We start from the raw sequence: 24,264 nt of genomic DNA on the forward strand, positions 1-24,264 counted from the left end.
GAACCGGGGCTCGCTTGTAGCCTTATGTCGTTTCGATCCCCTGCGAATCGGGGGGCTGGCCAGGAGGGTTTGATGATTTCACGTCGCTCAGTTGCGCTTGCGCTCACGATTGCAGTGCTGTCCGGTCCAGCTTGGGCTGCTTCCGGCAACGCCGTAAAGATGTTCGACACCGACAATGACGGCACGCTCGATCTCGCCGAGGTAAAGAAGGCGGCCGCCGCGCTGTTCGCAAAGCTCGATCCCGATCACGACGGCACGCTGGACGCGCGCGAATTGCGCGGACGGTTAACGGCGAAAGAACTCGCCGCCGCCGATCCCGATCACGACGGGACTCTCACACTCGACGAATATCTCGCGGTGGTAGAGCAGCGCTTCAACGCAGCGAATCCCGACAAGGACGGAACGCTGGATGCGAAGGAGCTGAACTCGCGCGCCGGCCGCGCGCTGCTGCGCTTGTTGCGGTGAGAGACGCGGCGCTTGACTGGGAGCGAAGGCGATTTGCCCGAGAGGGAAATTCGCGAGCATAACGCGACAGTTCGCCGTGTTTGCGCTTCGATTCCAGGCTTGCGCTGCACCTGACGCAGCCCTAGGTTTTGCCCCGCGCGATGTCGCGCTCAATACCCTTGGGAGACCCGAATGGCTTGGAAAGCTCCGAAGATCGTGGAAGTGCCGGTCGGCATGGAAATCAACATGTACGCCTGCGCTGCGCGCAAGTAAGACTGACGACCTGCCGCGGCTTCGATGGCGAACGCCGTCGAAGCCGTGGTAGTGTTCGCAATGCCCATTGGAGCCCACACGATCTGGACGGCAATTGCGTTCGGTGTTGCGCTTGCACCGGCGTGTGTCAGTGCCGAAGAGAGCTTTGATACCGAGCACATCTTCGGCTTCATGATCGGCACCGATGTCGGCAATCCCGGCGAGCGCGAATTCCAGACTCAGACCACGGGACGCTTCGGCAAGGGCGGCACCTATCGCGCCCTCCAGCAGGAGGTCGAGATCGAAGTCGTGCCGCTGCCGAACTTCCGTATCGAGGTCGGCGGCACCGCCACGCTGCATGACATCACCGGCGTTCCCGACATCGACGACCGCCGTCAGTTCAATTTCCAGGGCGCCTCGCTCGACCTGCGTTACCGCCTGCTCGACCGCGGGCGCGCGCCATTCGGATTGACTGTCGCCGCCGAACTCCATGGCGATCGCATCGACGAGACCAGCGGCGCGAAGGGACGGATGTACGGCTCCGAATTCACGCTCGCTTTCGACCGCGAGCTGGTCCCGAACTTCGTCATCGGCGCGCTCAACCTGATCTATCAGCCGGAATGGGCGCGCTTCGAGGTGGCAGGTCTGTCCGAGAAGAGTTCGACGATCGGGGCGGCGTTTGGCGGCTTGGTGCGCGTGCGCCCCAATTTTCTGCTCGGTGGGGAGATGCGCTACTTCCGCCAGTATGAGGGCATCGGCCTCGGTGAGTTCTCGGGGCAGGCGCTGTTTGTCGGTCCGACCGCCTATTTCCAGCTATCGGAGAAGTCGCGGCTCACCCTGAGCTGGAGCATGCAGGCCTGGGGCCGCCCCGCCGGATCGGGCGGCAATCTCGACCTCGTCAATTTCGAGCGTCATCAGGCGCGATTGGTGTTCGGGGTAAACTTCTAGGGTGTTTGTTCCGCCTCTTCCCGCGCGCGGGGAGAGGGAACATCCCGTCCGTCTGAAACTTCCTGCTCCTCGGAACGTAATCTTTCGTGCTAATCTCCATTGTCCCCTTGCGACAGGATCCCGGCATGAACCCGATTGACCTGGTGGTGACTGTGTGTGCGGTGCTCTCGCCTGCGACCTGCGAGGAGCAGCATCTGGTGTTCAACTTTGCGGGGTCGCCGAGGCAATGCGTGATGGCTGCGCCGCCCTATATCGCCCAATGGGTCGGCGACCATCCGAAGTGGCAGGCGGTGCGGTGGCGCTGCGAATATCCGCACCCGAACGACAAGGCGTAAGCCGCCTTCGCTATTTCGTGCAGTCCTTCAGATCCTTGTCGGCGATCGAGAACACCGCGTCCGCCTTGATCTCGATGTCGCGGACGATGCACTGCCGCGCATTGGGATAGCTGACCCTGGCGTCGTAGCGGCCGGGTTCGACGCCGGTGATGCGCAGCCGCTCGTCGTGGTCGACCTCCTTGTCCTTGTCGTTCAGGCACTGGTTCGGCCCCCACTCGGTCTTGCCGGCGGGCGAGAGCTGGAGGCCGGAGATCGTCTCCGTCGTCAAATTCCAGAGCCGGATGCCCTTGCCCTTGCTTTGGGCGGCGGCTTCGCCGGCCAACGTCAACAACGCGATCAAAGCCAGAAACCAACGCATCAGCCGATCCTCCCAAAGGCGCCCTGTTATTCCCTGATCAGGCGCTCGCGGTTCTTTGCCTTGTCGAAATTCCTGGCGCGGTCAAGGCCGATCGGCGCGATCAGCTTCGCCGAGGCAAGATCAGCGCCCTCGAAATCGGCGTCAGTGACGGTGGCTCCGGTCAGGTCGGCGCCGCCGAGCTGAGCATTTTTGAGCGATGCGCCGGTCAGGTCGGCTCCCTTGAGGGAGGCAAATTCGAGATCGACGCGCGACAGGTCGGCATTGCGCGCGTTCAATCCTTCCAGATTGGCGGATCGCAGCACGGCGCGCATCAGCCCCATCGACTGGTTGCGCATATCGGCGCCAAGATGCGCGTTCGCAATCGAGGCGCCGATCAGGCTTGCGCCGGTGAGGTCGGCCGCGATGCGAGCACCGGTCAGGTCCGCGCCGTCCAGACGCGCGCGCGCCATCTGCGAGGCGAACAGATTGGCGCCCTTCAGGCTCGCGCCCGCGAGATCAGCGTCCAGCAGCCACGCCTGATCGAGGATCGCCTGATCAAGACGGGCACCGGCGAGTTTCGTCTTGTTGAGTCGTGCCGCACGGAGAATCGCCGTGGAAAGGTCGAGACCCGAGAGATCAAGCCCCGACAACCGCTTGCCGGTGAAATCGGCCGGCGCCCCGGCGCTGGCTTTGGCCAGGATGGCCTCGACCTCCTGCCGGCTCATTTCCGCGGAGACCATCGCGGGTGACGTGAGGTCGACGTCACGCATCATGTCCTGCGCGCTCGCCATGGTCGCGACGAGAGCGAGGCCAAGCGTCATGAGGGCGACCATTCGCTTCATCATCGGGCTCCGCTACGGGCCCTGTTTAGCACGCGCTTTGCGTGGCTGCCTATGAGGCATCACGCCCGGCGTGTTCGCCGCCATGTTCGCCTTGGATTCTCGCCACGAGGTCCGCCCTGATCGCGGCGATCTCTGCGTCGCCGCGTGCGCCACGCGGGATGCTGATGGGCACTTCTGCCAGAATTCGCGCCGGCTGCGGCGACAGGAAGAACAAGCGGTCGCCGAGGCGGACCGCATCGTCGAGGCTGTGGGTGACGAGCAGGGTCATCATGGGGCGGCTTGCGACCAGCGTCGCGATCTCGTCGCGCAGGCGGCCGGCGAGCGCGTCGTCGAGCGAGGCGAGGGGCTCGTCGAGCACGAGCAGATCGGGCTCGACCGCGAAGGCGCGGGCCAGCGCGACGCGCCGGGCAAGACCCAGCGACAATTCGCCGGGAAAGTGGCTGCGATGCGCCTCCAGCTCCAGGATCCTGAACAGCTCCGACAGCTTCGCCTCGGAGATGCCAGGAGCTGCAAGCCGCACATTCTGCTCGACCGAGCGCCACGGCAACAGCCGCGGCTCCTGGAACACCATCCCGATCCGCGCTTCTGGTGGACGCGCGATGGTCCCGTGGAAATCGCGGTCGAGCCCGAGGATGATGCGCAGCATCGTGCTCTTGCCGCAGCCGGATGGGCCGATCAAAACGCCGACCTCACCGGATTGAAGCGCGAAGCTGACCGGGGCCAGCACCTCGTGCGTTTCGCCCGCGGCACTCCTGAATGTCTTTCCGGAGATATCGACTTCAAGCCGCACGGGGCCGCCACCGTGTTGCGCGGGCTTCGAACGGCTGCACCAGCAAGGTTTCGATGACGAGCACGACGGCCGCGAAGGTGAGCGAATAGGCCAGCAGTCGCGGCGTGTCGAACAGCTGGAAGGCGATGCCGATCTCGAAGCCGACACCGTTCGGCCGTCCCAGCAGTTCGGCCACCAGCACGATCTTCCATACCAGCGACAATCCGGACCGGGCCGAGGCTGCGATATAGGGCGCAAGCTGCGGCAGCACGACATGGCGGAACGCGCGCCAGCGCGGCATCGCGAACACGGTGGCCATCTCGTCGAGCGAACGGTCGAGCGCGCGCGTGCCCTCGCGCAAGGTCACGATGGCGGTCGGCAGCTTGTTGATGGCGATCGCCGCGATCGCGGCCGCTTCGGTGAGGCCGGCCCAGATGTAGGCGAGCACGATCACGACCAGCGCCGGAAGGTTCAGCAGCAGGATCAGCCAGGGATCGCCGAGCCGGTCGGCGAGCTTCACCCGTCCCATCAAATAGCCGATGGCGCTGCCGAGCGACATCGCCAGCACGAAGGCGAGCGCGACGCGCGCCAGCGTGGCGCCGAGATGCAGGAACAGAGCGCCGCTCGATGCTTCCGCGATGATGACGTTGAGCACGGCCGGCGGGGAGGGCAGCTTTGCGCCGCCGACGAACAGCGCCGCAATCCACCAGGTCGCGAGGAACAGGGAAAACGAGAGAAGACGCAGCACCTCAGTCTCCGGGGACTGCGTGATAGAAGGTGCCGGGATCGAGCTCGGCCGCCGGCCCGACCAGGTCACGTCCGCCGATCTCGGCGAGCACGCGATAGAGCACGCGCGCATCCGCCTCCTCGTCCACGATGCTCCGGCGCGGAATGCCGTCGCGATAGCGGTCGCGGTAGGTCTTGAGGATGGCCGGATCGCTCGCGCCGGTGAGCGGCGCGATCTTGTCCCAGGCGGCGTCCGAGGTGATCAGCAGCTGCTTGGCCTTGCGGGTCATCGCAATGAAACGCGCCACCGCATCGCGGTGGCTTGCGGCCCAGCTCTCGTCGAAGACATAACCGACCGCGGATACCGCGCCTTTGGCCCCCAGCTTCGGCAAAATGTCCTCGATGCCGGCGAGGCGGCGAAAGCCCTTGGCCTCGAGCTGCGCACAGAAATTCCAGAAGTTGAGGCTCGCATCCATCTCGCCGTCGAGCGCTTTGGCGGCGATCAAAGGCGGCGCGCCATAGACGATGCTCGCATCGGACTTCAGATCGATGCCGTCCTGCTTCATCCGCGCCTGCAGCAGCAGCCAGCTCTTGTCGATCGCGCCGCCGCCGACGCCGAGCTTGCGGCCCTTGAGGTCGGCGAGCGTCTTGAGCGGCGACGAGGCCGGCACCATCACCGCGCCGAGCGCGCTGGAATAGGGATAGAAGGTGAGCTTGGCGCCGAGCACGCGCTCGCGCGACACCCACAGCCAGTCCGACAGGATGATGTCGGCACTCCCGGCGCGCAGCGCGATCTTGCCGGCCTCGGGGCTCGCGAGCTCGGCGACGTCGAGCGACAGATCGGCTTCCTTGTCGAGCCCGCCGGCGCGGATCGCCGCCAGCTCCCAGGAGAATGTTCCCGTCTTCTGCACTGCAAGGCGGATCGTATCCGCGGCGCGGCCGGGTGCGGCCAGCGACAGCGCCAGCGTCATCGCGAGCGCCAATGTTCGTCCAGGCGCTCTCAAACCAAGTGCTCTCATCACCTTGTGAGCCGTTTCCTCGAAGGGAGTGCTTTTCATGACAATACGCATAGCATAGCTTTCGTCGCAACCAGCGGGAGGACGCTCATGAATCTGGCGGGACAGCTACGACCGATTGTCGCCGCATTGGCGGTGTGGGCTGCGACCGTCTACGCCGCACGTGCCGAGGAGGCCAACGATTATCCGACCTCGGCGCGTGCCGAATACGTCTATGGCTGCATGAAGGCCAATGGCGAGAGCCGGCAGTCGATCGAGCAATGCTCCTGCTCGATCGACGTGGTGGCCTCGATCGTGTCCTATGACCGTTACGTCACCGCCGAGACGGCGCTGAGCATGTCCCAGGTGCGCGGCAATCTCGGCGTCCAGTTTCGTACATCCGAGCAGGCAAATTCGGCGGTGAACGATCTCAGGCGCGCGCAGGCGGAAGCCGAGGTGAGGTGTTTCTAGCTGTCGCATAGACGGTGCGATCCCTTCTCCCCTTGCGGGAGAAGGTGGCGCGAAGCGCCGGATGAGGGGTATCTCTCCCCACGTTCAGACGACTAAGAGTGCCGCTCGCGGAGACATACCCCTCACCCGTCTCGCCGCGTTGCGGCGAGCCACCCTCTCCCACGAGGGGAGAGGGGAAGGCAGAGCCTCACGTCCCCGGCTTCTCCACATCCCATTCATTGCGGAACACGTGCCCGTCCGTGTCCTTCGCCTCCGCACGGAATCGCTTGGCGCCATTTGACACATACGTGAAGCGCAGATTGGGATCTTCCGAGATCGAGATGCCGCCCTCCATCGACAGCACGGGGCTGTCGTCCTGCGTCAGCTTCAGCTGGTTGACGAAGAAGGCGGGGATGTAGAGCTGCGTGACCTGATCCATTTGCAGCCCGGAATTGTTGGGATGGCCGATCATGATCTGCGCCTCGCGGACGCGGCTGGCCGGTGCCTCCTCGCGCGCGAATTGCCGGTAGCGCATCTGGCCGAGCCGGTTCCTGGCTTCCTCGATGTTCTTTCCTGCCGGCGCCGAGCAGCCGCCTGAGGCCTTCACATAGGTCTTGGCGACGTAAAGCTGGCCGTCGCTGAGCTCGGCAACCGCGTGGACGTCGGTATAGTTGTTGACGCGCACGCGCGTGGAGATCTCGGTGACGTTGGCATCTGCGCCGAGCTCGAACTTCGCTGCCATCGGCGCGGGGTTGCGGTCGATCACCAGCGTGATCGAACGGATGCGGCGGCTATCCCCGGGCGACAGTTTGCTGCGCAGGGTCACCGGCACGATCGCCGCGTCCTCGGCGCGATAGGGCATCTCGATGCCGATGACGTCGTTGCCGTCGTTGATCGGACGGTTGCTGAAGATGTCCTGCACCAGGCCCGGCCAGGGATCGTAAGCCTCCTCGGCGCTCGCCGGCACAGCGAAGGCGATGCCAAGCAATGCGGCGATCAGGGGCAGGCGGCGTGTGCATCCCGTCATGGTCGTGGTTCCGTGCGGACGAAGCAGTTTTCTCTGGGGCGGCGCAGCCGATCCCCCGTCCAGCGTAGCGCGTCCACTACTCCCATTCAATTTCCGAAAATGCTGCGGTTGCGTTGCGAGCATTGTAGTCGTTGAACAATTGCCAATGCGGCCGTTCCGATGCGGCCGCCTTGTCGGCGGCAGTCCGGATCGGCTCGCCCTTCTTGTTCGACGCCCGGACGTCCGCCAGCAGGGTCGTGAGATAACGCCGCTCGTCGCCGAGCGCGGCAGGCCAGTCGCTCACGGGCCCGTGACCCGGCACGACGCGCTGCGCCGGAATTTTATCGAGTTCCCCGAGCGTGCCGAGCCAGCCGCGGATGCTGCCGTCCATCACCGGAATATGGCGGAGGAAGACGAGATCGCCCGCGAACAGCGTCTTGCTGGTCTCGTCGAACACGGTCAGATCGTTGTCGCTGTGCCCGGCCGACCAGGCCCGCAAGGTGAGGCGGCGCGACCCGAGATCGAGCTTCAGGGTATCAACGACGAGCAGGGTGGGCGGCACAATCTTCACGGGATCGATCAATTCGCTACCCATGATGCGTCTAAAATTGTCGAGATAATACGGCCCGCGCGTCGCCAGCGCCTGCGGCAGCTTGCTGTGGCCGACGAAGCTGGTTCCCTCTGCGGCAAAGGCCGCATTGCCGAAGACATGGTCGGGATGGCCGTGGGTGTTGATGACGTAGCGGATCGGCTTGGATGTGCGAGCCCGCACCGCCGCCAGCAGCGCCTCGCCCTCACGGAGGCTGCCGCCGGTGTCGATCACGGCCACCGCATCCTCGCCGACGATAAAGCCGACATTGGCGATGTCGCCTTCGTTCTCGCGGGTCATGAGGGCGGTGGTCCCGGAGTGCACGAAGATTCCCGGTGCGACTTCGCTCACAGGCAATTCGGCTGCCCCGGCGCGTGCTAGCGTTGCTGTCCCCAGCAGGGACAGGGCTGCGATCAAGGAAGCGATGCGAGACACTTTTCCGCCTCAGTTCAGATGGCTTGCCGCACTGCACTGCAACAAACCAAAGCCAACACAAAGTTTGGCAAAGCATGGCGCGTCATGCGTTGCATGGCTAGCATTCAAACAAACCGAGGAGGAAGCGCGATGACGGAGGCCGGGCGACATCGTCGCTGGTTGTTTTCACTGTGGGTCCTGGTGGCATCCTGCGCATTCGGCGACGTCGCCATTGCGCAGACCAGCGAGACCGGCGACCTCTCGTTCGAGCTGGTCGATCCAAAAGTGCTGCGCGTCTGTGCCGACCCGCGCAATCTGCCGTTCTCGAACGAGAAGGGCGAGGGGTTCGAGAACAAGCTCGCCGAGTTGCTCGCGGACAAGCTCCAGAAGAAGCTCGACTACGTCTTCTTCCCGCAGGCCACCGGCTTCGTGCGCATGACGCTGGGTGCGCATCGCTGCGACGTCATCATGGGATTTCCGCAAGGCGATGACCTCGTGCAGGGCACCAATCCCTATTACCGCACGACCTATGCGCTGGTCGCCAAGACCGGCAGCGGGCTCGAGGACGTCGATACGCTCGAAGACGCGCGCCTGAAGGGCAAGCATGTCGGCATCGTCGCCGGCACGCCGCCGGCGACCAACATGGCGATCGCCGGCCTGATGGGCGATGCAAAACCCTATCCGCTGATGATCGACACGCGCTTCGACAACTCCGCGCAGGCGATGGTCGACGACCTCGTCGCCGGCAAGATCGACGCCGGCGTGCTGTGGGGTCCGATGGCCGGGTATTATGCGAAGAAGGCCGGCTCGCTTCATGTCACGTCGCTGGTGAAGGAAACCTCGGGGCCAAAGCTGATCTATCGCATCGGCATGGGCGTGCGCCCCGCCGACCAGAACTGGAAGCGGCAGCTCAACAAGCTGATCCAGGAGAACCAGGGCGAGATCAACAAGATCCTGCTCGACTTCGGCGTACCGCTGCTCGACGAGAGCGACAAGCCGCTCGGCGCGGAGACGGCCAAGAAGACGCCGTGAGGCGGCGCGTTGCCGCTGCGCTGGTTGCCGCCATTCTGGTGGCGCCGGCGTTGGCGCAGCAGCAGGAGCCGTTCGAGCCCGAGGGGTATCGCTCCGACAATTACCGCGCGCCGGTGCCGGCGACGCTCACTGGCGCGCGCGTGCTGACGACTGCTGAGGCCGAAGCGATCTGGCGTGCGAAGAGCGGCGCCTTCATCGACGTGCTGCCGCGCGCGCCGAAGCCGAAGAACCTTCCCGAAGGCACCGTCTGGCGCGATATGCCGCGAAAAAACATACCGGGCAGCACCTGGCTGCCGGACACCGGCTACGGCGTGCTGCCGCCCGCCATGGACGATTATTTCCAGCGCGGCCTCGCCCACGCCGCGCGCGGCGACAAGGCTGCGCTGCTGGTAATCTATTGCCTGGCCGACTGCTGGATGTCCTGGAACGCCGCCAAGCGCGCCTTGGCTTACGGTTATGCCAACGTCGCCTGGTACCCCGACGGCACCGACGGCTGGGAGCGCGCAAACCTCCCGACCGAGGAGACGCCGCCGCAGCCGCGGCCGGAGCAGTAGGTACAGGTCGTCATGCCCGGGCTTGTCCCGGGCATCCACGTTCTTAATCCGCGTGGTTGGGCGTGGATCGCCGGGACAAGCCCGGCCATGACGCCGTGCCGCGCGCGGGGACAGGTGAAGATGCAGGGTTACTGCTTCTGCAGCTTCGTCAGCGTGCCCGTACCGTTATTGTCGGTCGCCGAGTACGTCACCCTGTCGCCGGCATGGACGGCATCCAGCATCGCGGCGTCCTTGGCCTTGTACTCCTGAAGCGTGCCGGCGCCGCCTGCGCTGCCGCCGACCGTGCCCTTCTGTGTCTGCTGGATCGAGATCGTGCTGTTGAGCCGGTCGATTCTGGTGACCATCCCGGTCATGTCGTCAGCAAAAGCGGGGGACGCAAGCGTGCTGATGGCTGCAGCGCATGCGAAGATGAATTTTGTTGTTCCCATCGAGGCCTCCCGACGTCTTGGAGTTCACGTCGACAAGCCATCCTAGAGCGATTTGGTTCCGGCTGATAGCGCGGCAAAGGGTAACGATGGCGCTGATATCGCGGGAACCTTCCGAAAGTCGTCGTCAGCGAGGCTGACGCTATTCCATTTCCTGCTGGATCACGCGTCCGAGAGCGAACAGGCGCTGGTCAATCGCGGTCGGAACCTCGCAGACGAACCGCACCACCTTATGGCGATCTTCGAAAATGCGGGTTTCCCAGATCAACTGGTTGCTGAGCGCATCGACCTTTGCGTCGTCGCGTGGTGTCGCGCTCTGGAGCGCCTGGAGCTGGATCGACTCCTCGCGGATCTTGTCGGCCGCCTCGCGCTGTTTGCGGCTGACGCGTTCGAGCCCGTTCATGACCTGCGAGCGCTGGGCGTTGAGCGTGTCGAACAAGCCGGCGAACAACAGCTTGGCGTTCGCCGTCTTGTCAGCGGCGGAGCCGGCCAAAAACTCCTTCACCGACTTCTCGGCCTCGTCCATCGGCGTCTTCCGCGCCGACAGTTTTGAGACCAGCGCGGTGACCTTTGCGTCGTCCTTCCATTTGGTCTCGGCGTCGTCGAGTGCGGGACCGGCCCAGACGGCGGCGAGCGAGATGTCCGGCACCTTGGCCTGCGTGCAAGGCCAGTTGGGATAGCGTGGATCGGCGGCGCACGCAGCCGTGCTCGCAACGGCGAGCGCAAAAGCGGCCATGGCCAGAACCTTCATCCTTCGCCTCCCGCAGGGCCCCGTCGCGCCAGCCCGCGCGAGGGATCATAGGCCAGAATCGCGCCGATCATGAAGACGATTGTGCAGGCCGCCACTACCGCCAGCGAGATCCAGTTGATTTGCCCGTAGAATGCAAAACGTATCAGCTCGACCGCATGGGTGAACGGGTTGGCCTGGCAGAGATAGTAGAGATAGGGGCTGCCCTCCTGCACCCGCCAGAGCGGGTAGAGCGCGGAGGAGGCGAAGAACATCGGAAAGATCACGAAGTTCATTACGCCGGCAAAACTCTCGAGTTGCTTGATGCCCGAGGAGATCAGCATGCCGAGCGAGCCCAGCATCAGCCCCGACAGGATCAGCGCCGGCAGCACGGTGAGATAGCCCGACGGCGGCGGGGTGATGTCCCAGAACCAGGCGATCAGCAGGAACGCATAGACCTGGAGCAGCGACACCGCAGTGCCCGCCAGCAGCTTGCAGAACAAGAGGAACCCGCGCGGCAGCGGGCTCACCAGCAGCGTCCGCATATTGCCCATCTCGCGGTCATAGACCATCGAGAGCGAGGACTGCATGCCGTTGAAGAGCTGGATCATCGCCATCAGCCCGGGCGCGATATAGACCTCGTAGAGGATGTAGGTCTCGTAGGGCGGGATGATGGAGATGCCGAGCACCTGGCGGAAGCCGGCGGCGAAGATGAACAGCCATACCAGCGGCCGCACCAGCGCCGAGACGAAGCGCTCGCGCTGATGCAGGAAGCGCAGGCCCTCGCGCCAGACGATGCCGGTGAGGCAGGTCATGTATTCCGCGGCCGAGAAACCGCGCGGTGTATCCCGCGTCGTGATGCTGCTCATGCGCCGCCTCCCGGCATCGTCTGCGCACCGGTCAGGCGCATGAAGGCGGTGTTGACGTCCTGCGCGCCGGCATCGGTGATGACGCGGCTCATCGGCCCCTGCGCCAGCACCTTGCCCTGGTGCAGCACCACGAGGTCGTCACCGGCCACGATCTCGTCGAACAGATGCGTGGCCCAGAGCACGCCGATGCCTTGCTCGGTGACGAGCTGGCGGACATGGCTGATGATGTCGGCGCGCGCCTTGACATCGAGGCCGACGGTCGGCTCGTCCAGCAACAGCAGCCGCGGCCGGTGCAGCAGGGCGCGTGCGATCTCCAGCCGCCGCATCTGGCCGCCCGAGAGATCGCGCACCTTGCTGCCGGCACGCTCTTCGAGCCCGATGCGGCCGAGCAGCTCGCCGCTGCGCACGGCGGCCTCGCGCCGGCTGATGCCGTGGAGTGCGGCGTGATAGAGCAGGTTCTGCGTCAGCGACAGGTCGAGATCGAGCGTGCGCGGCTGGAATACGACGCCGAGCAGCCGCAGCGCCTCGCCGGGGCTCTTGCTGATGTCGTGGCCGAAGATGCCGACACGCCCGGACTGGATGCCGAACAGGCGCGTGATCAGCGAGAACAGTGTGCTCTTGCCCGCGCCGTTGAGCCCGAGCAGCGCAGTGAAGCTCGCCGGCTGCACATTAAAGGACACGTCCATCAGTGCCCGGCGCGGCCCGTAGGAATGGCTGACGCCGTCGATCGACAGCGCCGGCACCGCGGCCGCTTGCAGCCTCGGCATCTCCTGCGGTTCGGCGATGGGAGCAGGGCTGGTCATGGCGAGATCGTAATGCCCCAGGGCAGTTCGCCCACCTGAATGGTCTTGATCACCTTTTGCGCGGCGACGTCGATGACCGAGACGTCGTTCGACACGCCGTTGGTGGTGAGCAGATATTTCTCGTCCGGCGTGAACGCCATGTGCCAGACACGCTGTCCCACCAGCAGGTATTTCGTCACCTTGCGCGAGGCGACGTCGACCACGGCGACGCGGTTGGCCGGGCCGAGCGCGACGAAGGCGGTCTTGTCGTCTTTGGTCATGCCGATGCCGACCGGCTGGATCGCCTCTTTCCGCAATCCCGGAATCTCGAACGTGACCTTGCCGGTCACCTCGTGCTTTTTGGGATCGATGATCGAGACCGTGCCGCCGATCTCCGAGGACACCCAGACTTCGGACGCGTCGTGCTTGAATTCGGCAAAGCGCGGCCGCGCGTCGACCAGCACGTTGGCGACGATCTGGCGCGACGAGGTGTCGATGAAATGCGCCATGTTGGTCGTTTCGGACGTGTTGATCAGTGTCTTGCCATCGGGGCTGATGGTCATGCCTTCGGGCTCGACGCCGACCTGGATGTCGCCGAGCCGCGCGCGCTTCTCCAGATCGATCACGGTCACCGTGTTGTCGTTCTCGTTGGCGACATAGAGGATTTTTCCGGCGGCATCCTGCGCGAACAATTCCGGGTCGGGCCCGGAGGGCAGGCTGTCCACGATCGCTTGCGTCTTCGCATCGATCACCTGGATGGTGTCGTCGTCGCCGACCGCGACCATCACGAACTTGCCGTCGCGCGTGAAATCGATGCCGCGCGGGCGCTGGCCGACCTTGATGGTCTTGGTCACGGTCCAGCTGTCGGTGTCGATCACCGAGACCGTGTTGCTCTTCTCGTTCGAGACATAGGCGATGAACGCATGCGCGGGCGCGGCCGCAAGCGCCAGTCCGGACAGCAACCCCACACGCCACATGCGCAACATTCGCGTCCTCATTTCAGCTTGCATTTGCTCTCCGGGCGGTCGTAGCCGAGCGTGTCGAGCTCGGAGACCTGGTGCAGAAATCCCTCCTGCGGCGACACCGACACCACCATGCGGCCGTCGACCAGCAGGATCGGCTGGCGCAGCTGCAGGTTCCAGTCGCGCAGGGTCAGTCTTGTGCCCTTGAAGGCAGCGACCGAAAAATCCGGCCCCTTGATGAAGTCGGTGACTTTCTTGACGTCGCCGGAATTGGTGCGCGAGGTGGCCTCGCCGATCATGCGTACCGCCGTCCAGGCCTGCATGTCGAGCGGGGTCATGCGCCGCGAGTTCAGCTTGATGAAGCGGTTCTGCATCTGGATCGCGCCCCACTGGTCCTGCGATGCGTCCCAGCTGCGCGGCACGAGGCCCGCCGAGCCTGCGACGGGGCGGGGGTCCCAGGTGCGATAGGGCAGATAGGCGCCGAACACTTCGCTCTCGTCGGCGGCGACCAGCACGTCATAGGCCGGCAACTGTTGCGTGAACACCGGCATCTGGCGCTGGATCAGCGTGACACCGCTATCGGTGCGGCGCGCGCCGCCCTTGTCCTCGAAGGTCTTCTCTTGCACGATCTTGGCGCCGAAGCGTGTGGCGGTACGCCGGAGCGCGTCTGCAAACAGCTTGTCCTCGTCATGCGAGCCGACCACGAGCACCCAGCGCTTCCACTGCTTCCACACCAGATATTGGCCGAGCGCATCGGCCAGCATCGCGCGCGTCGGTGCGGTGTGGATGACGTTGGCGCGGCAATCGGCCTCGCGCAGGCGCTCGTCGATCGCGCCGGCGTTGAACAGCAGCGTGCCGCGCTCACGCAGGGCATCCGAGACCTTCAACAGCGCGTCGGCCGGCAGGTCGGCGATGATGAAGCCGTTTTTCTCGGCAAGCGCAGCCGCAGCCTGGACCGGATCTTCGCCTTCCCTGATGCGGCGCTCCTCCAGCGTGAAACGCTGGTTGAGGAATTTTCCCGTGGTGTTGTTGTCCTCGATGGCGAGGCGCGCGCCGGCGACGCCGTCATTCTCCGCGGGCTGCTCGACCAGCGACAGCGTCGATCTGGTGCCGGCGACGCCGAGATAGCCGACGCCGATCTGCACCGGGTCGGCCGCGAGCGCGCTCGTCGCGGCAAGACCCAGGCCGATCAGGCCGACCAACCATCGGATCATGTTTCCTCCAGATGTTCTCCCTGGCTTGACCGCCGGTGGAGAATTGTCTCTGCTAAAGCATGACCGATTTGACCCGGCTTGCAACCCCGCATTTCGTCCCCGCTCGCGCGAGGCCCGGGTTCACGATCATGCGAGCGCTGATCTGTTTCGCAGCTTTGCTGTTGACGGGGTCGGTCGCGTTGGCCGATCCGCCAAGGCTCGCGGTGTTCGATTTCGAGCTGATCGACACCAGCCTTCCCGGCGAGTTCTACGGCTCCAAGCCGGAGGCGGCGCGGCTCGAGCGCATCAGCGAGCAGCTGCGCAAGGAACTGGCGCTGTCAGGAAGGTTCCAGCTGCTCGACATCGCGCCGGTCAGGGATGCCGCCCGTCACGCCAATCTGCAGGCCTGCGGCGGCTGCGACCTCAAGCTTGCCGGGCAGCTCGGCGCCGACCTCGAGATCACCGGCATGGTGCAGAAGGTCTCGAACCTGATCATCAATCTCAACATCTATCTGCGCGACGTGAAGACCGGCAACATGATCACCGTCGCCAGCGCCGACATGCGCGGCAACACGGACGAATCGTGGTCGCGCACGATGAGCTATCTGATCCGCAATCGATTGCTGGCGCCGAATTACGGGAAACCGGAGTAGATTTTCTCTCCGCGAGCGCCGCTGCACCCTCTCCCCTTGCGGGAGAGGGTGGCTCGCCGCGTAGCGGCGAGACGGGTGAGGGGTATCTCTCCGCGAGTCCAACTCTTATTTGAACGCGCGGTGAGATACCCCTCATCCGGCGCTTCGCGCCACCTTCTCCCGCAAGGGGAGAAGGAAGAAATCACCCCTTCAATCTTTCCGCATGCCAGTGCAGATGATCGCCCATGAAGGTCGAGATGAAATAATAGCTGTGGTCATATCCCGCCTGCCGCCGCAGCGTCAGCGGGATGCCCGCCTTGGTGCAGGCGGCCTCGAGCAGCTCGGGCCGGAGCTGTTCTTTCAGGAAATTGTCGGCCTCGCCGACGTCGACGAGGAAGCCGGAATATTTCGCGCCGTCCTCGATCAGCGCCACGGTGTCGTGGTTGCGCCAGGTCTCCTTGTTCGGTCCGAGATAGCCGGTTAGCGCCTTGATGCCCCAGGGCACGAGCGAAGGCGCCACGATCGGCGCGAATGCGCTGGCGGCGCGATAGCGGTGCGGATTGCGCAGCGCGACCGTCAGCGCGCCGTGGCCGCCCATCGAATGTCCCATCACCGATTGCCGCTTGGCGTCGACCGGAAAATTCTCCGCCACGAGCTTGGGCAGCTCGTCGGTGACATAGCTCCACATGCGATAGTTGCGCGCAAACGGCTGTTGCGTCGCGTCGACATAGAAGCCGGCGCCGAGGCCGAAATCATAGGCATTGTTGGCATCGCCCGGCACGTCGGGCCCGCGCGGACTGGTGTCCGGCGCGACGAAGATCAGGCCGAGCTCGGCGCAGGCTTTGCGGAATTCACCCTTCTCGGTGACGTTGGCATGGGTGCAGGTGAGGCCGGAGAGATACCAGACCACGGGCAGCTTTGCGCCGGCCGCATGCGGGGGAACATAGACCGAGAACACCATGTCGGTTCCGGTCGCCTGGCTGGCATGGCGGTACACGCGCTGCACGCCGCCATAGGAAGTGTTGGTCGAGACAGTCTGGATCGTCATGCCGTAATGCTCCGTGGCATCTAACCACATCAAGATTGCAACGCTTGTGTGACCGAATTCGTGGCGGTGTATGCGTCAGGCGACGCCGCTGTCGATCGCCAGCCGCACCAGCTCGACCGAGGTCTTCACGCCGAGCTTCTGTCGCATGATCGAGGAGGTGTTGGCGACAGTCTTGTAGGACGACTGCACCAGCCAGGCGATCTCGGACAGGCTCTTTCCGGCGCTGAGGAGCCGCAGGATTTCCATCTCGCGCGCGTTCAGCTTCGACAGCGGGCTTTGCGCCAGCGTCGGTCCTGCAAACGCGATGCTGCGCGCGATCGCGGTCGGCAGATAGGTGCCGCCGCCCCCGACGGCGCGGATCGCCTCGACGAGGTCGTCGGGGTCGCCGGTCTTGGAGACGTAGCCCTTGGCCCCGCACTCGATCGCGCGCGCGGCGAACGCAGGGTCGTCGTTCATGCTGAACATGATGATGCGGGCCTCGGGCGCACGTTCGAGGATGCGGCGCGCGAGCTCGAAGCCGGAGACGGTCGGCAGGTTGATGTCGATGATGCACAGGTCGGGGCGCTCGACAATGAAGACGCATTCGCCGTCCTCGGCGTCGGCGGCCTCCAAAATCTCGATCTCGCCCTCGTCGGCCAGCACGGCACGGCAGCCGGAGGCGACAATGGGATGATCGTCGACGATCAGAATGCGCATAGGCGTTCCCCGTGACAGCCTCGGCCTGCTTTTCCGCCGCATGATCCGAACAAGAACGCTGCGCGCGTCTCATGTCGCCTCATGCAACCCGGCCGGGATTGCTGTACGCTTTCGATTAGATACCGGGCGCTTCGCCTCTGTCAACGTCATCGGACAGGCGCGGGCCAACCTTCGCGAGGCACGGGCAGCACCAATGTGGCAAAATCTATCGTTGCGCGCGCGCATCAACCTTCTGCTGGCGCTGCTGCTGGCGCTGGGGCTCGCCGTCAATATCGGCCGCCAGGTCGCGGAAGCCGGGCCGCGCGTGCAGGCCGAGGACCAGAGCGTGATCCGGCTTGCGCGTGAATTCATCGAAATGATCGTTGCGGATCTGAACGAGGCGCCCGATCCGGATGCCAGGCTGAACCAGATCGCGCGCGATCTGAGCCGCCTGCGCCATGTCAGCATCGCGCTTCAGGACGCCGGCGGTAACCCGCTGACGCCGCCCCGGCCTGCCGACGACGACGCGCGCGGACCGCCGGCCTGGTTCGTCAGCCTGGTTCATCCCGAGCAGACCACGGTGAGCGTGCCGGTCTCGGTCCATGGCAAGCCGGGCTCGCTGGTGATCACCGCGCATCCCGACGACGAGATCGCCGAGATCTGGGACGCCATCGTGACCCAGCTCGAGGTCGGCTCGGTGATCGCGCTCGCGCTGTTCCTGGTGATGATGACGGTGGTCGGCCGCGCGCTCGCGCCGCTGCAGTCGCTGGCGCAGACGATGACCGCGATCGAGGGCGGGCATTATGACGCGCGCGCCACGCCGGGCGGTGCGCCCGAGCTGGCCGCGATCTGCGGCAAGCTCAATCATCTCGCGGCGGCGCTCGGCGAGGCGGTGGAGGAAAAGCGGCTTTTGGCCGAGCGCGCGGTGTCGCTCCAGGACGTCGAGCGCAAGGAGATCGCGCGCGAGCTGCATGACGAATTCGGGCCGTATCTGTTCTCGCTGCGCGCGCATGCGAGCGCGCTGGCGAAGCTCGCGGACGGGCGCGTGCCGAATGCCGACTCGGTCCGGAAGCACGGCAGCGCCTTGCTGGAACAGATCAACCAGCTCCAGCAGTTCACCCGCCGGGTGCTGGAGCGGCTCCGGCCCGTCGGCCTTGCCGAGCTCGGCCTGCGCCAGGCGCTGGAATCGCTCTCGCGGCTGTGGCGGGAGTCGCATCCCGACGTCGCGATCGAAACCGTGATCTCCGCCACGCTCGGGGTCACCGGCGAGACGGCCGACCTCACCATCTACCGCATCGTGCAGGAGGCGCTCACCAACGTGTTCCGCCACGCCGGCGCGACGTCGGTCAATGTCGTGATCGAGCCCGTCGAGCAGGCCGGCGGCCGCGGCTATGCGCGCGTGCGGGTCAGCGACAACGGCCGCGGCATGGAGCCGGGCCAGAAGCTCGGCTTCGGCCTCGTCGGCATGCGCGAGCGCATTCTGGCGCTGGGCGGCACGCTCAACGTCGTCTCCGGCGACGGCGGCTTGACCGTGGAGGCGCTGGTTCCGACGGCGGCGTCCTGATTGCATCGGGAAAAATTCCCGATTTGGTCGGGAAAACGGGTGCGGATAGTGCCAGACCTTTTGTGGCTGGCGGACTCACTGCCGCCGAATACACTCATCTCAACCAAACGGCGAAAATCAAAACAGCCGGTGGTCACGGATGGGAAGGCAGGGATGGGCAAGCCTCTTTGGTTCAAGCGTCGTTTGTTGATAGCCTCGGTGTCGACGGGGCTGGTGTCGGGCTTGGTCCTTGCAGGCCCCGCCGCAGCCGCGCAGGATGAGGAAACCAACGTCCAGAATCTGCCGGCCGTCGAGATCACCGCACCACCGCCGTCGGCCGTGAGGCGCAGTGCGCCAACGCGGCCGGTCGCACGGGTAGGGGCGCCGGCGTCCGCCGCTCCGAAGACACGCCTTTACGTCTACCCGACCTCACCGGGCACCGGCCGAGGTCTCGATGTCGACAAGGTGCCGTCCGCGATCAATGCGGTCGATGCCAGCCAGATCAGGCGTACCGCCTCGCCAGATATCGCCGTTGCCCTGCAGCAGTACGTGCCTGGTCTCAGCATCAATGAAGTGACCGGCAATCCATTCCAGCCCGATGTGCAGTTTCGCGGCTTCGTCGCTTCACCTCTGGCCGGCACGCCGCAGGGCCTCGCCGTCTACCAGAACGGCGTACGCATCAACGAGGCGTTTTCCGACACTGTCAATTGGGATCTGATCCCGACGGCTGCGATCCGATCGGCAGTGGTCGTAACTAACAATCCGGCATACGGCCTTAACGCGCTCGGCGGCGCCATCGATCTGCAGATGAAGAACGGCTTCAACTATCAAGGGGCCGAGATCGATATCATGGGCGGCTCATTCGGCCGCATCCAGGGCTCTGCACAATGGGGCAAGAAGGTCGACAATAACTGGGCAGTCTACGGAGCGCTCGAAGGCATTCACGACAATGGTTTCCGCAATTTCTCGCAATCGGATGTTCGGCGCTTCTATGGCGATGTCGGGTATCGCTTCGAAGGCAACGAGTTCCACCTCAATGGCGGCGTCGCCAACAATTCCCTGGCAGGACCCAGCACTGTTCCGGCCGAACTGCTCCAACAATATTGGGGCGCGACCTATACAACGCCACAAACCATTTCCAACAAGGTCGGCTATCTCAACCTGACCGGCAAGGTGGAGGCGACGCCGACCTGGACCTTTGAGGGCACGGCGCATCTGCGCAGCTTCAAACAGAGCACCGTGGACGGAAACCCGACCGACGCCCAGGCATGTGCCGATCCAACGCTCCTGTGCTTTGGCAATGATACGGTCCCGGCTTTTGGCCTGAATGGCGTTCAGCTCGCCAATACCTTTGCGCCAGACGCCATCCTCAGCGAGATCGATCGCACCAGCACGAAATCGACCACATTTGGCGTATCCGGTCAGGCAACCAACACCGACCAGCTGTTCGGTCATGAGAACCGCTTCGTAGTTGGCGCGAGCTATGATGTCAGCAGCACGCGCTTCACCGGTAGCGCCGAATTGGGAACGATAGGCACGAACTATGTCGTCACGGGCAGCGGCATATTCCTGGGTCCCTCCGGTGCCCCGACTTCGGTTGGCCCCGTGTCGCTTCGTACCGTCAACCAATATCACGGGCTCTATGCGCTCGACACGTTCAACGTGGACGATCGCTTTGCGGTGACGGCAGGCGGGCGATTCAATGCGGCCCGTGTCACGCTGATGGACCAGCTCGGCACCGCACTCAATGGCGATCATACCTATGATCGGTTCAATCCGATCATCGGCGGCACCTACAAGATCACCTCTGAAGTGACCGCCTATGCGGGCTATTCCGAAGCCAACCGGGTGCCCACGCCACTCGAGCTCGGCTGCGCCGATCCGGCGAGGCCATGCATCATCGGGCAGTTCCTGATCGCTGACCCCTCACTGCAGCAAGTCGTCTCCAAGACCTTCGAAGCGGGCTTCCGCGGCACCAAGGAATTGAACATCGGCTCGCTCGGCTGGAAAATCGGTGCCTACCGTGCCACCAACTACGACGACATCCTCGCGACCCCAATTCCCGGCCTGACTGGCTTCGGCTTTTTCCAGAACGTCGGCCGGACGCGCAGGCAGGGTATCGAAGCCGAGGTGAGCCTGAAGTCGAATGTGCTTCAGTTCCAGGCGAGCTATGCGTTCCTGGACGCGCGCTTCCTCGACGCGCTGACGCTTGGATCAGAGAGCCCGTTCGCCGACGCCGGCAACATCCAGGTCTTGCCGGGCAATCACATTCCGCGCCTCCCTAGCCACCTTATTAAGGCAAGCATCGAATATGCGGTTACCGATGTCTGGAAGGTCGGAGGTGACGCGCTCTTTGTCTCGAGCCAGTATTTCGTCGGCGATGAGTCCAACCAGTTTCCGAAGCTGCCGTCCTACGCCGTGTTCAATCTCCACACCTCTTACCAGATCACCAAGAACCTGCAGATTTACGGTCGCGTCGCCAACATCTTCGACAACCGCTACTCGACCCTTGGCACCTTCTTCGATAGGGAAGCCTTGCCCAACTTCACCAATGGCGGTGCGGAATTTAACGACCCGCGATCGCTGAGCCCGGCAAGGCCCCGTGCGTTCTATGCGGGCATGCGGATGACGTTCTGAGTTCGACACGCAAGCCCGGCCGCCTCTGGAGGGCGAAAGACATCGCCTTTACTCCGCCCAGCCTCGGGCGAGGATCGCCGCTTGCTGCAAGGAAATGCGCCGGACCAGCGGATCTGCATGGCGGTGTACCAGCTGCCAGTCCGTGCTGTCCTTGCGATAGATCTCCGTGACGCGCAGCGACCAGTCCTGGGCATGCAGGCCGCCGACCTCCGCGCGCTGGCGTTCGATCATGACGAGCGCAACGAGCCCGTTCGAGGCATAGGTCTGCAAGACCTCCAGTCCGGTTTCCCCGTTCCTGAAATATTGCGCCAGGTCAGCCAGCCGTTTTGGGCTGCTGTCGAATCCGAAGCTGGCAGGGCCACCGAAGGGCTGCATCAGCGTGAAATCCGGGGCAATCCGGACCAGCTGCGACCAGCGGCCCATGTCGCCACGCATGAAAGCGGCATTCTTCTCGCCGGCGAGCTTGATGAGACCGGCTAGCGCGTCGTCCCCGGCGGCTGCATTGGCTGGAAGCTGACCGGAAGCAGGAATTGCCGCCGCCGCCATCATCATCGAGCGCCTCGACATCCTGTGCGGCGAGTCCCGGTTGTCCGGCGAGCCATGGCCCTTGCTCACCCCTTTCGACCTTCTGATCATTTCGAAGCTCCTGATTGCACCATCTGCGCATTCCATGAGGCCTTGATCTCGATGAATCCAGCGATATGATTTCAGCAACATGCTGAACCAAATTGATCTATCCAGGGTCGAACTGAATCTCCTTGTGCTCTTCCGCGTGGTCCTGGAAGAACGCCATGTCGCGCGCGCGGCCGCGCGACTGAACCTGACGCCGTCCGCTGTCAGCCACGCGCTTGGCCGGCTGCGCCTTGTTTTGAACGACCCGCTGTTCCTGCGAACGCCGAAGGGCGTCGTTCCAACGGAGCGGGCCCTGGAGCTTGACCACCCGATCGCCGAAATCATCGCGCGCGTCGAACAACTGGTTGGCTCTGCTAGACCATTCGACCCTGCAAAAAGCCATCGCCGGTTTACGATCGGCGCACCCGATGCTGTTCTCGCCTCGACAACGGGGCAGCTACTCGGTTCGATCGCGAGAAGGGCGCCCCACATCGACATCGGATTGATCCATGTGATGCCCGCGCCCCGCGGCGGCGCGATCGGCGAACCCTGGCACGAGTGCCTCGAGATGCTCGAAAGACGAGAGCTGGACATCGCGATGCTGCCGCTGCCGGCGGTATCGCCGCGTTTCGAGGCGCGCAGGCTCTACGACGAGGAATTCGTGCTGGCCATGCGCAAGGGACACGCCTTCGCCAGAGCTCCGACACCCGCGGCTTTCTCGCAATCGCAGCATCTGCTGGTGTCTCTCAGCGGTGAGCCGCGCGGCTTCGTCGATGAGATGTTGGCAAAGCGCGGTCTCAAGCGCCGCATTGCCTTGACTGTCCCGAACTTTATGATGGCGCTGGTCCAGCTTGCGGGGTCCGAACTGATCGCTGCATTGCCGCGGCGTCTGGTGCAGCAGCACGGCGGGCATTTCGGATTGATGTTCGTCGAGCTGCCTTTCGCCCGTAAACCGGATACGATCTGCGCCATCGCGACCAAGGCTGCGATGAAGGACGCCGGTGTTGCATGGCTGATGGAAGTTGTCTTCGCCTCGGTCGGAGCAGGTCGGAACCGCAATCGGTAGCGTGGGCTCGCTCAGTTGGGCGGCCCCCAAACCGTTTCCTCCGTCCAGCCCAGATCGGCAAACTCGGATGCCCTCAACGGCGCTTCGGCAGCTGAAAAGAACTCGTCGAGCTGCGGCGGCTTGATGCGCGTTCCCGACAACATTGCATGCGCCTGCCCACGGTGGTGAATTTGATGCTGAATGAGATGCATCAGCAGCCGGTCGCGTCGCTCTATCTGGACACCAGGATCTCGATTGATCCGAACGTCTTCGTTCAACGAGGCGGGTGTCAGGGCATCGCAGACGCCGATGAAGCGCCGGTCCATCGATGCTTGAGCTTCCGAGAGCCCTGCAAGAGCTGGAAATGGGATGGGATCCTCCCAGGCCTTCGGCCCAAGCCATCCGCCCTCGAGTGCATCGACGTAAAAGAGGTCAACGACATAAATATGGTTCAACGTCCGCTGTAGGCTCGGGAAGAAGCCCGTCCGCTCGACCTCAAATTCGCCTTGGCTCAGCTCGGCGCACGCGCGGAGCAACCGGTGGTTCGCCCAGGCATTATTGTAGGCGAAGGCGCGATAGCTTTGAACGATCGACATTGCAAACCCTGCGACTTGCTCGGCGCCGCGTTCCTTTACCGATCAGAAACCATAGCAAATGATCTGAAAATTGTAACGAAACGACTTGGCTGTTTCCGGGTAGGTTTGATGGAGGGCCCGTCCGATGACAGAGCACCAGTTGCGAGAGCGGGAATTCCAGATCGCGCGTTACAGGCTTCTGGAGCGCGAAGTCACCGATCCGCTTGCCGCGTGCCTGCTTCACAGCATCATCGAGGAACTGGAAGCCGAGTTGCGAAGGGACAGACCGGATTCGCACGGGCCGCGCGATTAACCGTTTCTTAGCGCTAATCATGCGGATTATTCGCGAGGGAATGTCAAGGGAGACTGCTCCCATGCTGAAGGACGGCACCTACGCGGCGTGGTACAAGACGCCACTCGACCAGGGTACCGGGATCGTCCATGTCGCAGACGGACAAATCTGGGGCTGCGACAGCCTGATGACCTATCACGGCTCCTGCAAGGTCGATGGAGATCGCTTCACCGCCACCGTGTCGACGAAGCGTCATACCGACGGACGTGCAACGGTCTTCGGCATCGACGACGAGCTCACGCTGGACATCGAGGGAAACTGCCCCGGCAAGGTCGCGACTTACACGGCGAAGGCAGCGCAGATGCCGGGAATGATCCTCCAGGGTACGCTCATTCTCACGGAACAGCAGCCGCCCGCGCGTGAGCGAACCGAGCAGGTAGCCGCGTTCAATCCCGACAAGCTTCCGAAATTGCCCAAGCGCTCGCGCTGATCGAGCGAGCCGGGTCGCTCGGCGTGCCCGGTTCAATGCAGCATCATGTCGGACAAGACTTCGC

At 64.1% G+C, this 24,264-nt stretch carries 30 protein-coding genes; 13 read left to right on the plus strand and 17 right to left on the minus strand.

Annotation, left to right across the window (positions count from 1 at the left end):
• Positions 1-72 precede the first annotated feature (72 nt).
• The 4 genes from AB7290_RS12585 to AB7290_RS12600 all read left to right on the plus strand — a co-directional run bounded on the left by AB7290_RS12585 (position 73) and on the right by AB7290_RS12600 (position 1,979).
• Positions 73-465, plus strand: coding sequence for an EF-hand domain-containing protein (locus AB7290_RS12585; RefSeq protein ID WP_071911675.1), 393 nt, complete (start codon positions 73-75; stop codon positions 463-465).
• A gap of 171 nt (positions 466-636) precedes the next feature.
• Positions 637-717 (plus strand): pyrroloquinoline quinone precursor peptide PqqA, encoded by an 81-nt coding sequence (gene pqqA, locus AB7290_RS12590; protein ID WP_012029362.1) that lies wholly within the window; start codon positions 637-639, stop codon positions 715-717.
• A gap of 24 nt (positions 718-741) precedes the next feature.
• A complete protein-coding gene (locus AB7290_RS12595) occupies positions 742-1,644 on the plus strand; it encodes a hypothetical protein (protein WP_354114031.1) in 903 nt (300 codons plus the stop codon).
• Positions 1,645-1,769: 125 nt separating this feature from the next.
• The gene (locus AB7290_RS12600; protein ID WP_014493627.1) at positions 1,770-1,979 is read left to right on the plus strand and encodes a hypothetical protein; all 210 of its coding nucleotides are present in this window, start codon (positions 1,770-1,772) and stop codon (positions 1,977-1,979) included.
• A gap of 10 nt (positions 1,980-1,989) precedes the next feature.
• Here the strand turns inward: AB7290_RS12600 and AB7290_RS12605 are convergent, their stop codons facing one another.
• Genes AB7290_RS12605 through AB7290_RS12625 form a run of 5 tightly spaced genes read right to left on the minus strand, consistent with a single transcriptional unit; the run spans position 1,990 to position 5,624 of the window.
• The gene (locus AB7290_RS12605; RefSeq protein WP_441253447.1) at positions 1,990-2,337 is read right to left on the minus strand and encodes a hypothetical protein; all 348 of its coding nucleotides are present in this window, start codon (positions 2,335-2,337) and stop codon (positions 1,990-1,992) included.
• Positions 2,338-2,363: 26 nt separating this feature from the next.
• Positions 2,364-3,161 carry a pentapeptide repeat-containing protein gene (locus AB7290_RS12610; RefSeq protein WP_208087927.1) on the minus strand — a complete coding sequence of 266 codons (798 nt, stop codon included), beginning with the start codon at positions 3,159-3,161 and terminating at the stop codon, positions 2,364-2,366.
• Between the two features lie 46 nt (positions 3,162-3,207).
• Entirely contained in the window at positions 3,208-3,948 is a 741-nt protein-coding gene (locus tag AB7290_RS12615) for an ABC transporter ATP-binding protein (RefSeq protein WP_439037023.1), read from the minus strand.
• On the minus strand, positions 3,938-4,675 hold the full coding sequence (locus AB7290_RS12620; protein ID WP_208087926.1) for an ABC transporter permease: 738 nt from the start codon (positions 4,673-4,675) through the stop codon (positions 3,938-3,940). The genes AB7290_RS12615 and AB7290_RS12620 overlap by 11 nt, the downstream gene beginning before the upstream one ends.
• A gap of 1 nt (position 4,676) precedes the next feature.
• The gene (locus AB7290_RS12625) at positions 4,677-5,624 is read right to left on the minus strand and encodes an ABC transporter substrate-binding protein (protein ID WP_354077031.1); all 948 of its coding nucleotides are present in this window, start codon (positions 5,622-5,624) and stop codon (positions 4,677-4,679) included.
• Positions 5,625-5,759: 135 nt separating this feature from the next.
• Between AB7290_RS12625 and AB7290_RS12630 the strand changes: the two genes are divergently transcribed.
• Positions 5,760-6,119, plus strand: coding sequence for a hypothetical protein (locus AB7290_RS12630; RefSeq protein ID WP_014493633.1), 360 nt, complete (start codon positions 5,760-5,762; stop codon positions 6,117-6,119).
• A 187-nt stretch (positions 6,120-6,306) separates the two neighbouring features.
• Here AB7290_RS12630 and AB7290_RS12635 read toward each other — a convergent pair whose 3' ends face one another.
• Both AB7290_RS12635 and AB7290_RS12640 read right to left on the minus strand, forming a co-directional pair.
• On the minus strand, positions 6,307-7,125 hold the full coding sequence (locus AB7290_RS12635; protein WP_354134637.1) for a quinoprotein dehydrogenase-associated SoxYZ-like carrier: 819 nt from the start codon (positions 7,123-7,125) through the stop codon (positions 6,307-6,309).
• Between the two features lie 76 nt (positions 7,126-7,201).
• Entirely contained in the window at positions 7,202-8,128 is a 927-nt protein-coding gene (locus tag AB7290_RS12640) for a quinoprotein relay system zinc metallohydrolase 2 (RefSeq protein ID WP_441253448.1), read from the minus strand.
• 129 nt (positions 8,129-8,257) lie between these two features.
• Here AB7290_RS12640 and AB7290_RS12645 point away from each other — a divergent pair, with 129 nt between their 5' ends.
• Together AB7290_RS12645 and AB7290_RS12650 are read left to right on the plus strand one after the other, a co-directional pair.
• Complete coding sequence (locus tag AB7290_RS12645; protein ID WP_439037022.1) at positions 8,258-9,139, plus strand: substrate-binding domain-containing protein; 882 nt, start codon at positions 8,258-8,260, stop codon at positions 9,137-9,139.
• Positions 9,136-9,693 (plus strand): PQQ-dependent catabolism-associated CXXCW motif protein, encoded by a 558-nt coding sequence (locus AB7290_RS12650; protein WP_439037021.1) that lies wholly within the window; start codon positions 9,136-9,138, stop codon positions 9,691-9,693. The genes AB7290_RS12645 and AB7290_RS12650 overlap by 4 nt, the downstream gene beginning before the upstream one ends.
• A 128-nt stretch (positions 9,694-9,821) precedes the next feature.
• Here the strand turns inward: AB7290_RS12650 and AB7290_RS12655 are convergent, their stop codons facing one another.
• The 6 genes from AB7290_RS12655 to AB7290_RS12680 all read right to left on the minus strand — a co-directional run bounded on the left by AB7290_RS12655 (position 9,822) and on the right by AB7290_RS12680 (position 14,672).
• Entirely contained in the window at positions 9,822-10,121 is a 300-nt protein-coding gene (locus AB7290_RS12655) for a copper-binding protein (protein ID WP_063981995.1), read from the minus strand.
• Positions 10,122-10,260: 139 nt separating this feature from the next.
• On the minus strand, positions 10,261-10,869 hold the full coding sequence (locus tag AB7290_RS12660) for a hypothetical protein (protein ID WP_063981996.1): 609 nt from the start codon (positions 10,867-10,869) through the stop codon (positions 10,261-10,263).
• Entirely contained in the window at positions 10,866-11,714 is an 849-nt protein-coding gene (locus tag AB7290_RS12665; protein WP_354249103.1) for an ABC transporter permease, read from the minus strand. Before AB7290_RS12665 ends, AB7290_RS12660 begins: the two co-directional genes overlap by 4 nt.
• Complete coding sequence (locus AB7290_RS12670) at positions 11,711-12,517, minus strand: ABC transporter ATP-binding protein (protein ID WP_441253449.1); 807 nt, start codon at positions 12,515-12,517, stop codon at positions 11,711-11,713. The genes AB7290_RS12665 and AB7290_RS12670 overlap by 4 nt, the downstream gene beginning before the upstream one ends.
• Positions 12,514-13,482, minus strand: a complete 969-nt coding sequence (locus AB7290_RS12675; RefSeq protein ID WP_441253450.1) for a YVTN family beta-propeller repeat protein — start codon at positions 13,480-13,482, stop codon at positions 12,514-12,516. Before AB7290_RS12675 ends, AB7290_RS12670 begins: the two co-directional genes overlap by 4 nt.
• 8 nt (positions 13,483-13,490) lie before the next feature.
• Positions 13,491-14,672, minus strand: coding sequence for an ABC transporter substrate-binding protein (locus tag AB7290_RS12680; RefSeq protein WP_441253451.1), 1,182 nt, complete (start codon positions 14,670-14,672; stop codon positions 13,491-13,493).
• A 59-nt stretch (positions 14,673-14,731) separates the two neighbouring features.
• Between AB7290_RS12680 and AB7290_RS12685 the strand changes: the two genes are divergently transcribed.
• Positions 14,732-15,304 (plus strand): DUF3280 domain-containing protein, encoded by a 573-nt coding sequence (locus AB7290_RS12685; RefSeq protein ID WP_439037019.1) that lies wholly within the window; start codon positions 14,732-14,734, stop codon positions 15,302-15,304.
• Between the two features lie 181 nt (positions 15,305-15,485).
• On the opposite strand, the gene fghA is transcribed toward AB7290_RS12685, so the two are convergent.
• A complete protein-coding gene (fghA, locus tag AB7290_RS12690; RefSeq protein WP_439037018.1) occupies positions 15,486-16,331 on the minus strand; it encodes an S-formylglutathione hydrolase in 846 nt (281 codons plus the stop codon).
• Positions 16,332-16,406: 75 nt separating this feature from the next.
• A complete protein-coding gene (locus AB7290_RS12695) occupies positions 16,407-17,027 on the minus strand; it encodes a response regulator (protein ID WP_014493646.1) in 621 nt (206 codons plus the stop codon).
• 193 nt (positions 17,028-17,220) lie between these two features.
• Between AB7290_RS12695 and AB7290_RS12700 the strand changes: the two genes are divergently transcribed.
• Together AB7290_RS12700 and AB7290_RS12705 are read left to right on the plus strand one after the other, a co-directional pair.
• Positions 17,221-18,570, plus strand: a complete 1,350-nt coding sequence (locus tag AB7290_RS12700) for a histidine kinase (RefSeq protein ID WP_439037017.1) — start codon at positions 17,221-17,223, stop codon at positions 18,568-18,570.
• Positions 18,571-18,723: 153 nt separating this feature from the next.
• Positions 18,724-21,186, plus strand: coding sequence for a TonB-dependent receptor domain-containing protein (locus AB7290_RS12705; RefSeq protein ID WP_439037364.1), 2,463 nt, complete (start codon positions 18,724-18,726; stop codon positions 21,184-21,186).
• Between the two features lie 48 nt (positions 21,187-21,234).
• Here AB7290_RS12705 and AB7290_RS12710 read toward each other — a convergent pair whose 3' ends face one another.
• The gene (locus AB7290_RS12710; protein WP_439037016.1) at positions 21,235-21,822 is read right to left on the minus strand and encodes a DUF4440 domain-containing protein; all 588 of its coding nucleotides are present in this window, start codon (positions 21,820-21,822) and stop codon (positions 21,235-21,237) included.
• Positions 21,823-21,901: 79 nt separating this feature from the next.
• Here AB7290_RS12710 and AB7290_RS12715 point away from each other — a divergent pair, with 79 nt between their 5' ends.
• Positions 21,902-22,864, plus strand: a complete 963-nt coding sequence (locus tag AB7290_RS12715; protein ID WP_439037015.1) for a LysR family transcriptional regulator — start codon at positions 21,902-21,904, stop codon at positions 22,862-22,864.
• Between the two features lie 11 nt (positions 22,865-22,875).
• On the opposite strand, the gene AB7290_RS12720 is transcribed toward AB7290_RS12715, so the two are convergent.
• Complete coding sequence (locus tag AB7290_RS12720) at positions 22,876-23,439, minus strand: DinB family protein (protein ID WP_439037014.1); 564 nt, start codon at positions 23,437-23,439, stop codon at positions 22,876-22,878.
• 124 nt (positions 23,440-23,563) lie between these two features.
• Here AB7290_RS12720 and AB7290_RS12725 point away from each other — a divergent pair, with 124 nt between their 5' ends.
• Positions 23,564-23,731: a hypothetical protein gene (locus AB7290_RS12725; RefSeq protein ID WP_166343176.1), complete on the plus strand. Its 168-nt coding sequence runs from the start codon at positions 23,564-23,566 to the stop codon at positions 23,729-23,731.
• 61 nt (positions 23,732-23,792) lie between these two features.
• Positions 23,793-24,200: a hypothetical protein gene (locus AB7290_RS12730; protein WP_085405692.1), complete on the plus strand. Its 408-nt coding sequence runs from the start codon at positions 23,793-23,795 to the stop codon at positions 24,198-24,200.
• Positions 24,201-24,264 lie beyond the last annotated feature (64 nt).

Source organism: Bradyrhizobium sp. 613_E4_N2_2, from assembly GCF_052075995.1.
Lineage (GTDB): Bacteria > Pseudomonadota > Alphaproteobacteria > Rhizobiales > Xanthobacteraceae > Bradyrhizobium > Bradyrhizobium barranii.

What these genes read in the sequence shown, in the direction of transcription:
- AB7290_RS12585 (WP_071911675.1), top strand. Translation starts at nt 73, where the DNA reads ATGATTTCACGTCGCTCAGTTGCGCTTGCGCTCACGATTGCAGTGCTG.
- pqqA (WP_012029362.1), top strand. Translation starts at nt 637, where the DNA reads ATGGCTTGGAAAGCTCCGAAGATCGTGGAAGTGCCGGTCGGCATGGAA.
- AB7290_RS12595 (WP_354114031.1), top strand. Translation starts at nt 742, where the DNA reads ATGGCGAACGCCGTCGAAGCCGTGGTAGTGTTCGCAATGCCCATTGGA.
- AB7290_RS12600 (WP_014493627.1), top strand. Translation starts at nt 1,770, where the DNA reads ATGAACCCGATTGACCTGGTGGTGACTGTGTGTGCGGTGCTCTCGCCT.
- AB7290_RS12605 (WP_441253447.1), bottom strand. Translation starts at nt 2,337, where the DNA reads ATGCGTTGGTTTCTGGCTTTGATCGCGTTGTTGACGTTGGCCGGCGAA.
- AB7290_RS12610 (WP_208087927.1), bottom strand. Translation starts at nt 3,161, where the DNA reads ATGATGAAGCGAATGGTCGCCCTCATGACGCTTGGCCTCGCTCTCGTC.
- AB7290_RS12625 (WP_354077031.1), bottom strand. Translation starts at nt 5,624, where the DNA reads ATGACGCTGGCGCTGTCGCTGGCCGCACCCGGCCGCGCCGCGGATACG.
- AB7290_RS12630 (WP_014493633.1), top strand. Translation starts at nt 5,760, where the DNA reads ATGAATCTGGCGGGACAGCTACGACCGATTGTCGCCGCATTGGCGGTG.
- AB7290_RS12635 (WP_354134637.1), bottom strand. Translation starts at nt 7,125, where the DNA reads ATGACGGGATGCACACGCCGCCTGCCCCTGATCGCCGCATTGCTTGGC.
- AB7290_RS12645 (WP_439037022.1), top strand. Translation starts at nt 8,258, where the DNA reads ATGACGGAGGCCGGGCGACATCGTCGCTGGTTGTTTTCACTGTGGGTC.
- AB7290_RS12655 (WP_063981995.1), bottom strand. Translation starts at nt 10,121, where the DNA reads ATGGGAACAACAAAATTCATCTTCGCATGCGCTGCAGCCATCAGCACG.
- AB7290_RS12660 (WP_063981996.1), bottom strand. Translation starts at nt 10,869, where the DNA reads ATGAAGGTTCTGGCCATGGCCGCTTTTGCGCTCGCCGTTGCGAGCACG.
- AB7290_RS12665 (WP_354249103.1), bottom strand. Translation starts at nt 11,714, where the DNA reads ATGAGCAGCATCACGACGCGGGATACACCGCGCGGTTTCTCGGCCGCG.
- AB7290_RS12670 (WP_441253449.1), bottom strand. Translation starts at nt 12,517, where the DNA reads ATGACCAGCCCTGCTCCCATCGCCGAACCGCAGGAGATGCCGAGGCTG.
- AB7290_RS12675 (WP_441253450.1), bottom strand. Translation starts at nt 13,482, where the DNA reads ATGTTGCGCATGTGGCGTGTGGGGTTGCTGTCCGGACTGGCGCTTGCG.
- AB7290_RS12680 (WP_441253451.1), bottom strand. Translation starts at nt 14,672, where the DNA reads ATGATCCGATGGTTGGTCGGCCTGATCGGCCTGGGTCTTGCCGCGACG.
- AB7290_RS12685 (WP_439037019.1), top strand. Translation starts at nt 14,732, where the DNA reads ATGACCGATTTGACCCGGCTTGCAACCCCGCATTTCGTCCCCGCTCGC.
- fghA (WP_439037018.1), bottom strand. Translation starts at nt 16,331, where the DNA reads ATGACGATCCAGACTGTCTCGACCAACACTTCCTATGGCGGCGTGCAG.
- AB7290_RS12695 (WP_014493646.1), bottom strand. Translation starts at nt 17,027, where the DNA reads ATGCGCATTCTGATCGTCGACGATCATCCCATTGTCGCCTCCGGCTGC.
- AB7290_RS12700 (WP_439037017.1), top strand. Translation starts at nt 17,221, where the DNA reads ATGTGGCAAAATCTATCGTTGCGCGCGCGCATCAACCTTCTGCTGGCG.
- AB7290_RS12705 (WP_439037364.1), top strand. Translation starts at nt 18,724, where the DNA reads ATGGGCAAGCCTCTTTGGTTCAAGCGTCGTTTGTTGATAGCCTCGGTG.
- AB7290_RS12710 (WP_439037016.1), bottom strand. Translation starts at nt 21,822, where the DNA reads ATGATCAGAAGGTCGAAAGGGGTGAGCAAGGGCCATGGCTCGCCGGAC.
- AB7290_RS12715 (WP_439037015.1), top strand. Translation starts at nt 21,902, where the DNA reads ATGCTGAACCAAATTGATCTATCCAGGGTCGAACTGAATCTCCTTGTG.
- AB7290_RS12720 (WP_439037014.1), bottom strand. Translation starts at nt 23,439, where the DNA reads ATGTCGATCGTTCAAAGCTATCGCGCCTTCGCCTACAATAATGCCTGG.
- AB7290_RS12725 (WP_166343176.1), top strand. Translation starts at nt 23,564, where the DNA reads ATGACAGAGCACCAGTTGCGAGAGCGGGAATTCCAGATCGCGCGTTAC.
- AB7290_RS12730 (WP_085405692.1), top strand. Translation starts at nt 23,793, where the DNA reads ATGCTGAAGGACGGCACCTACGCGGCGTGGTACAAGACGCCACTCGAC.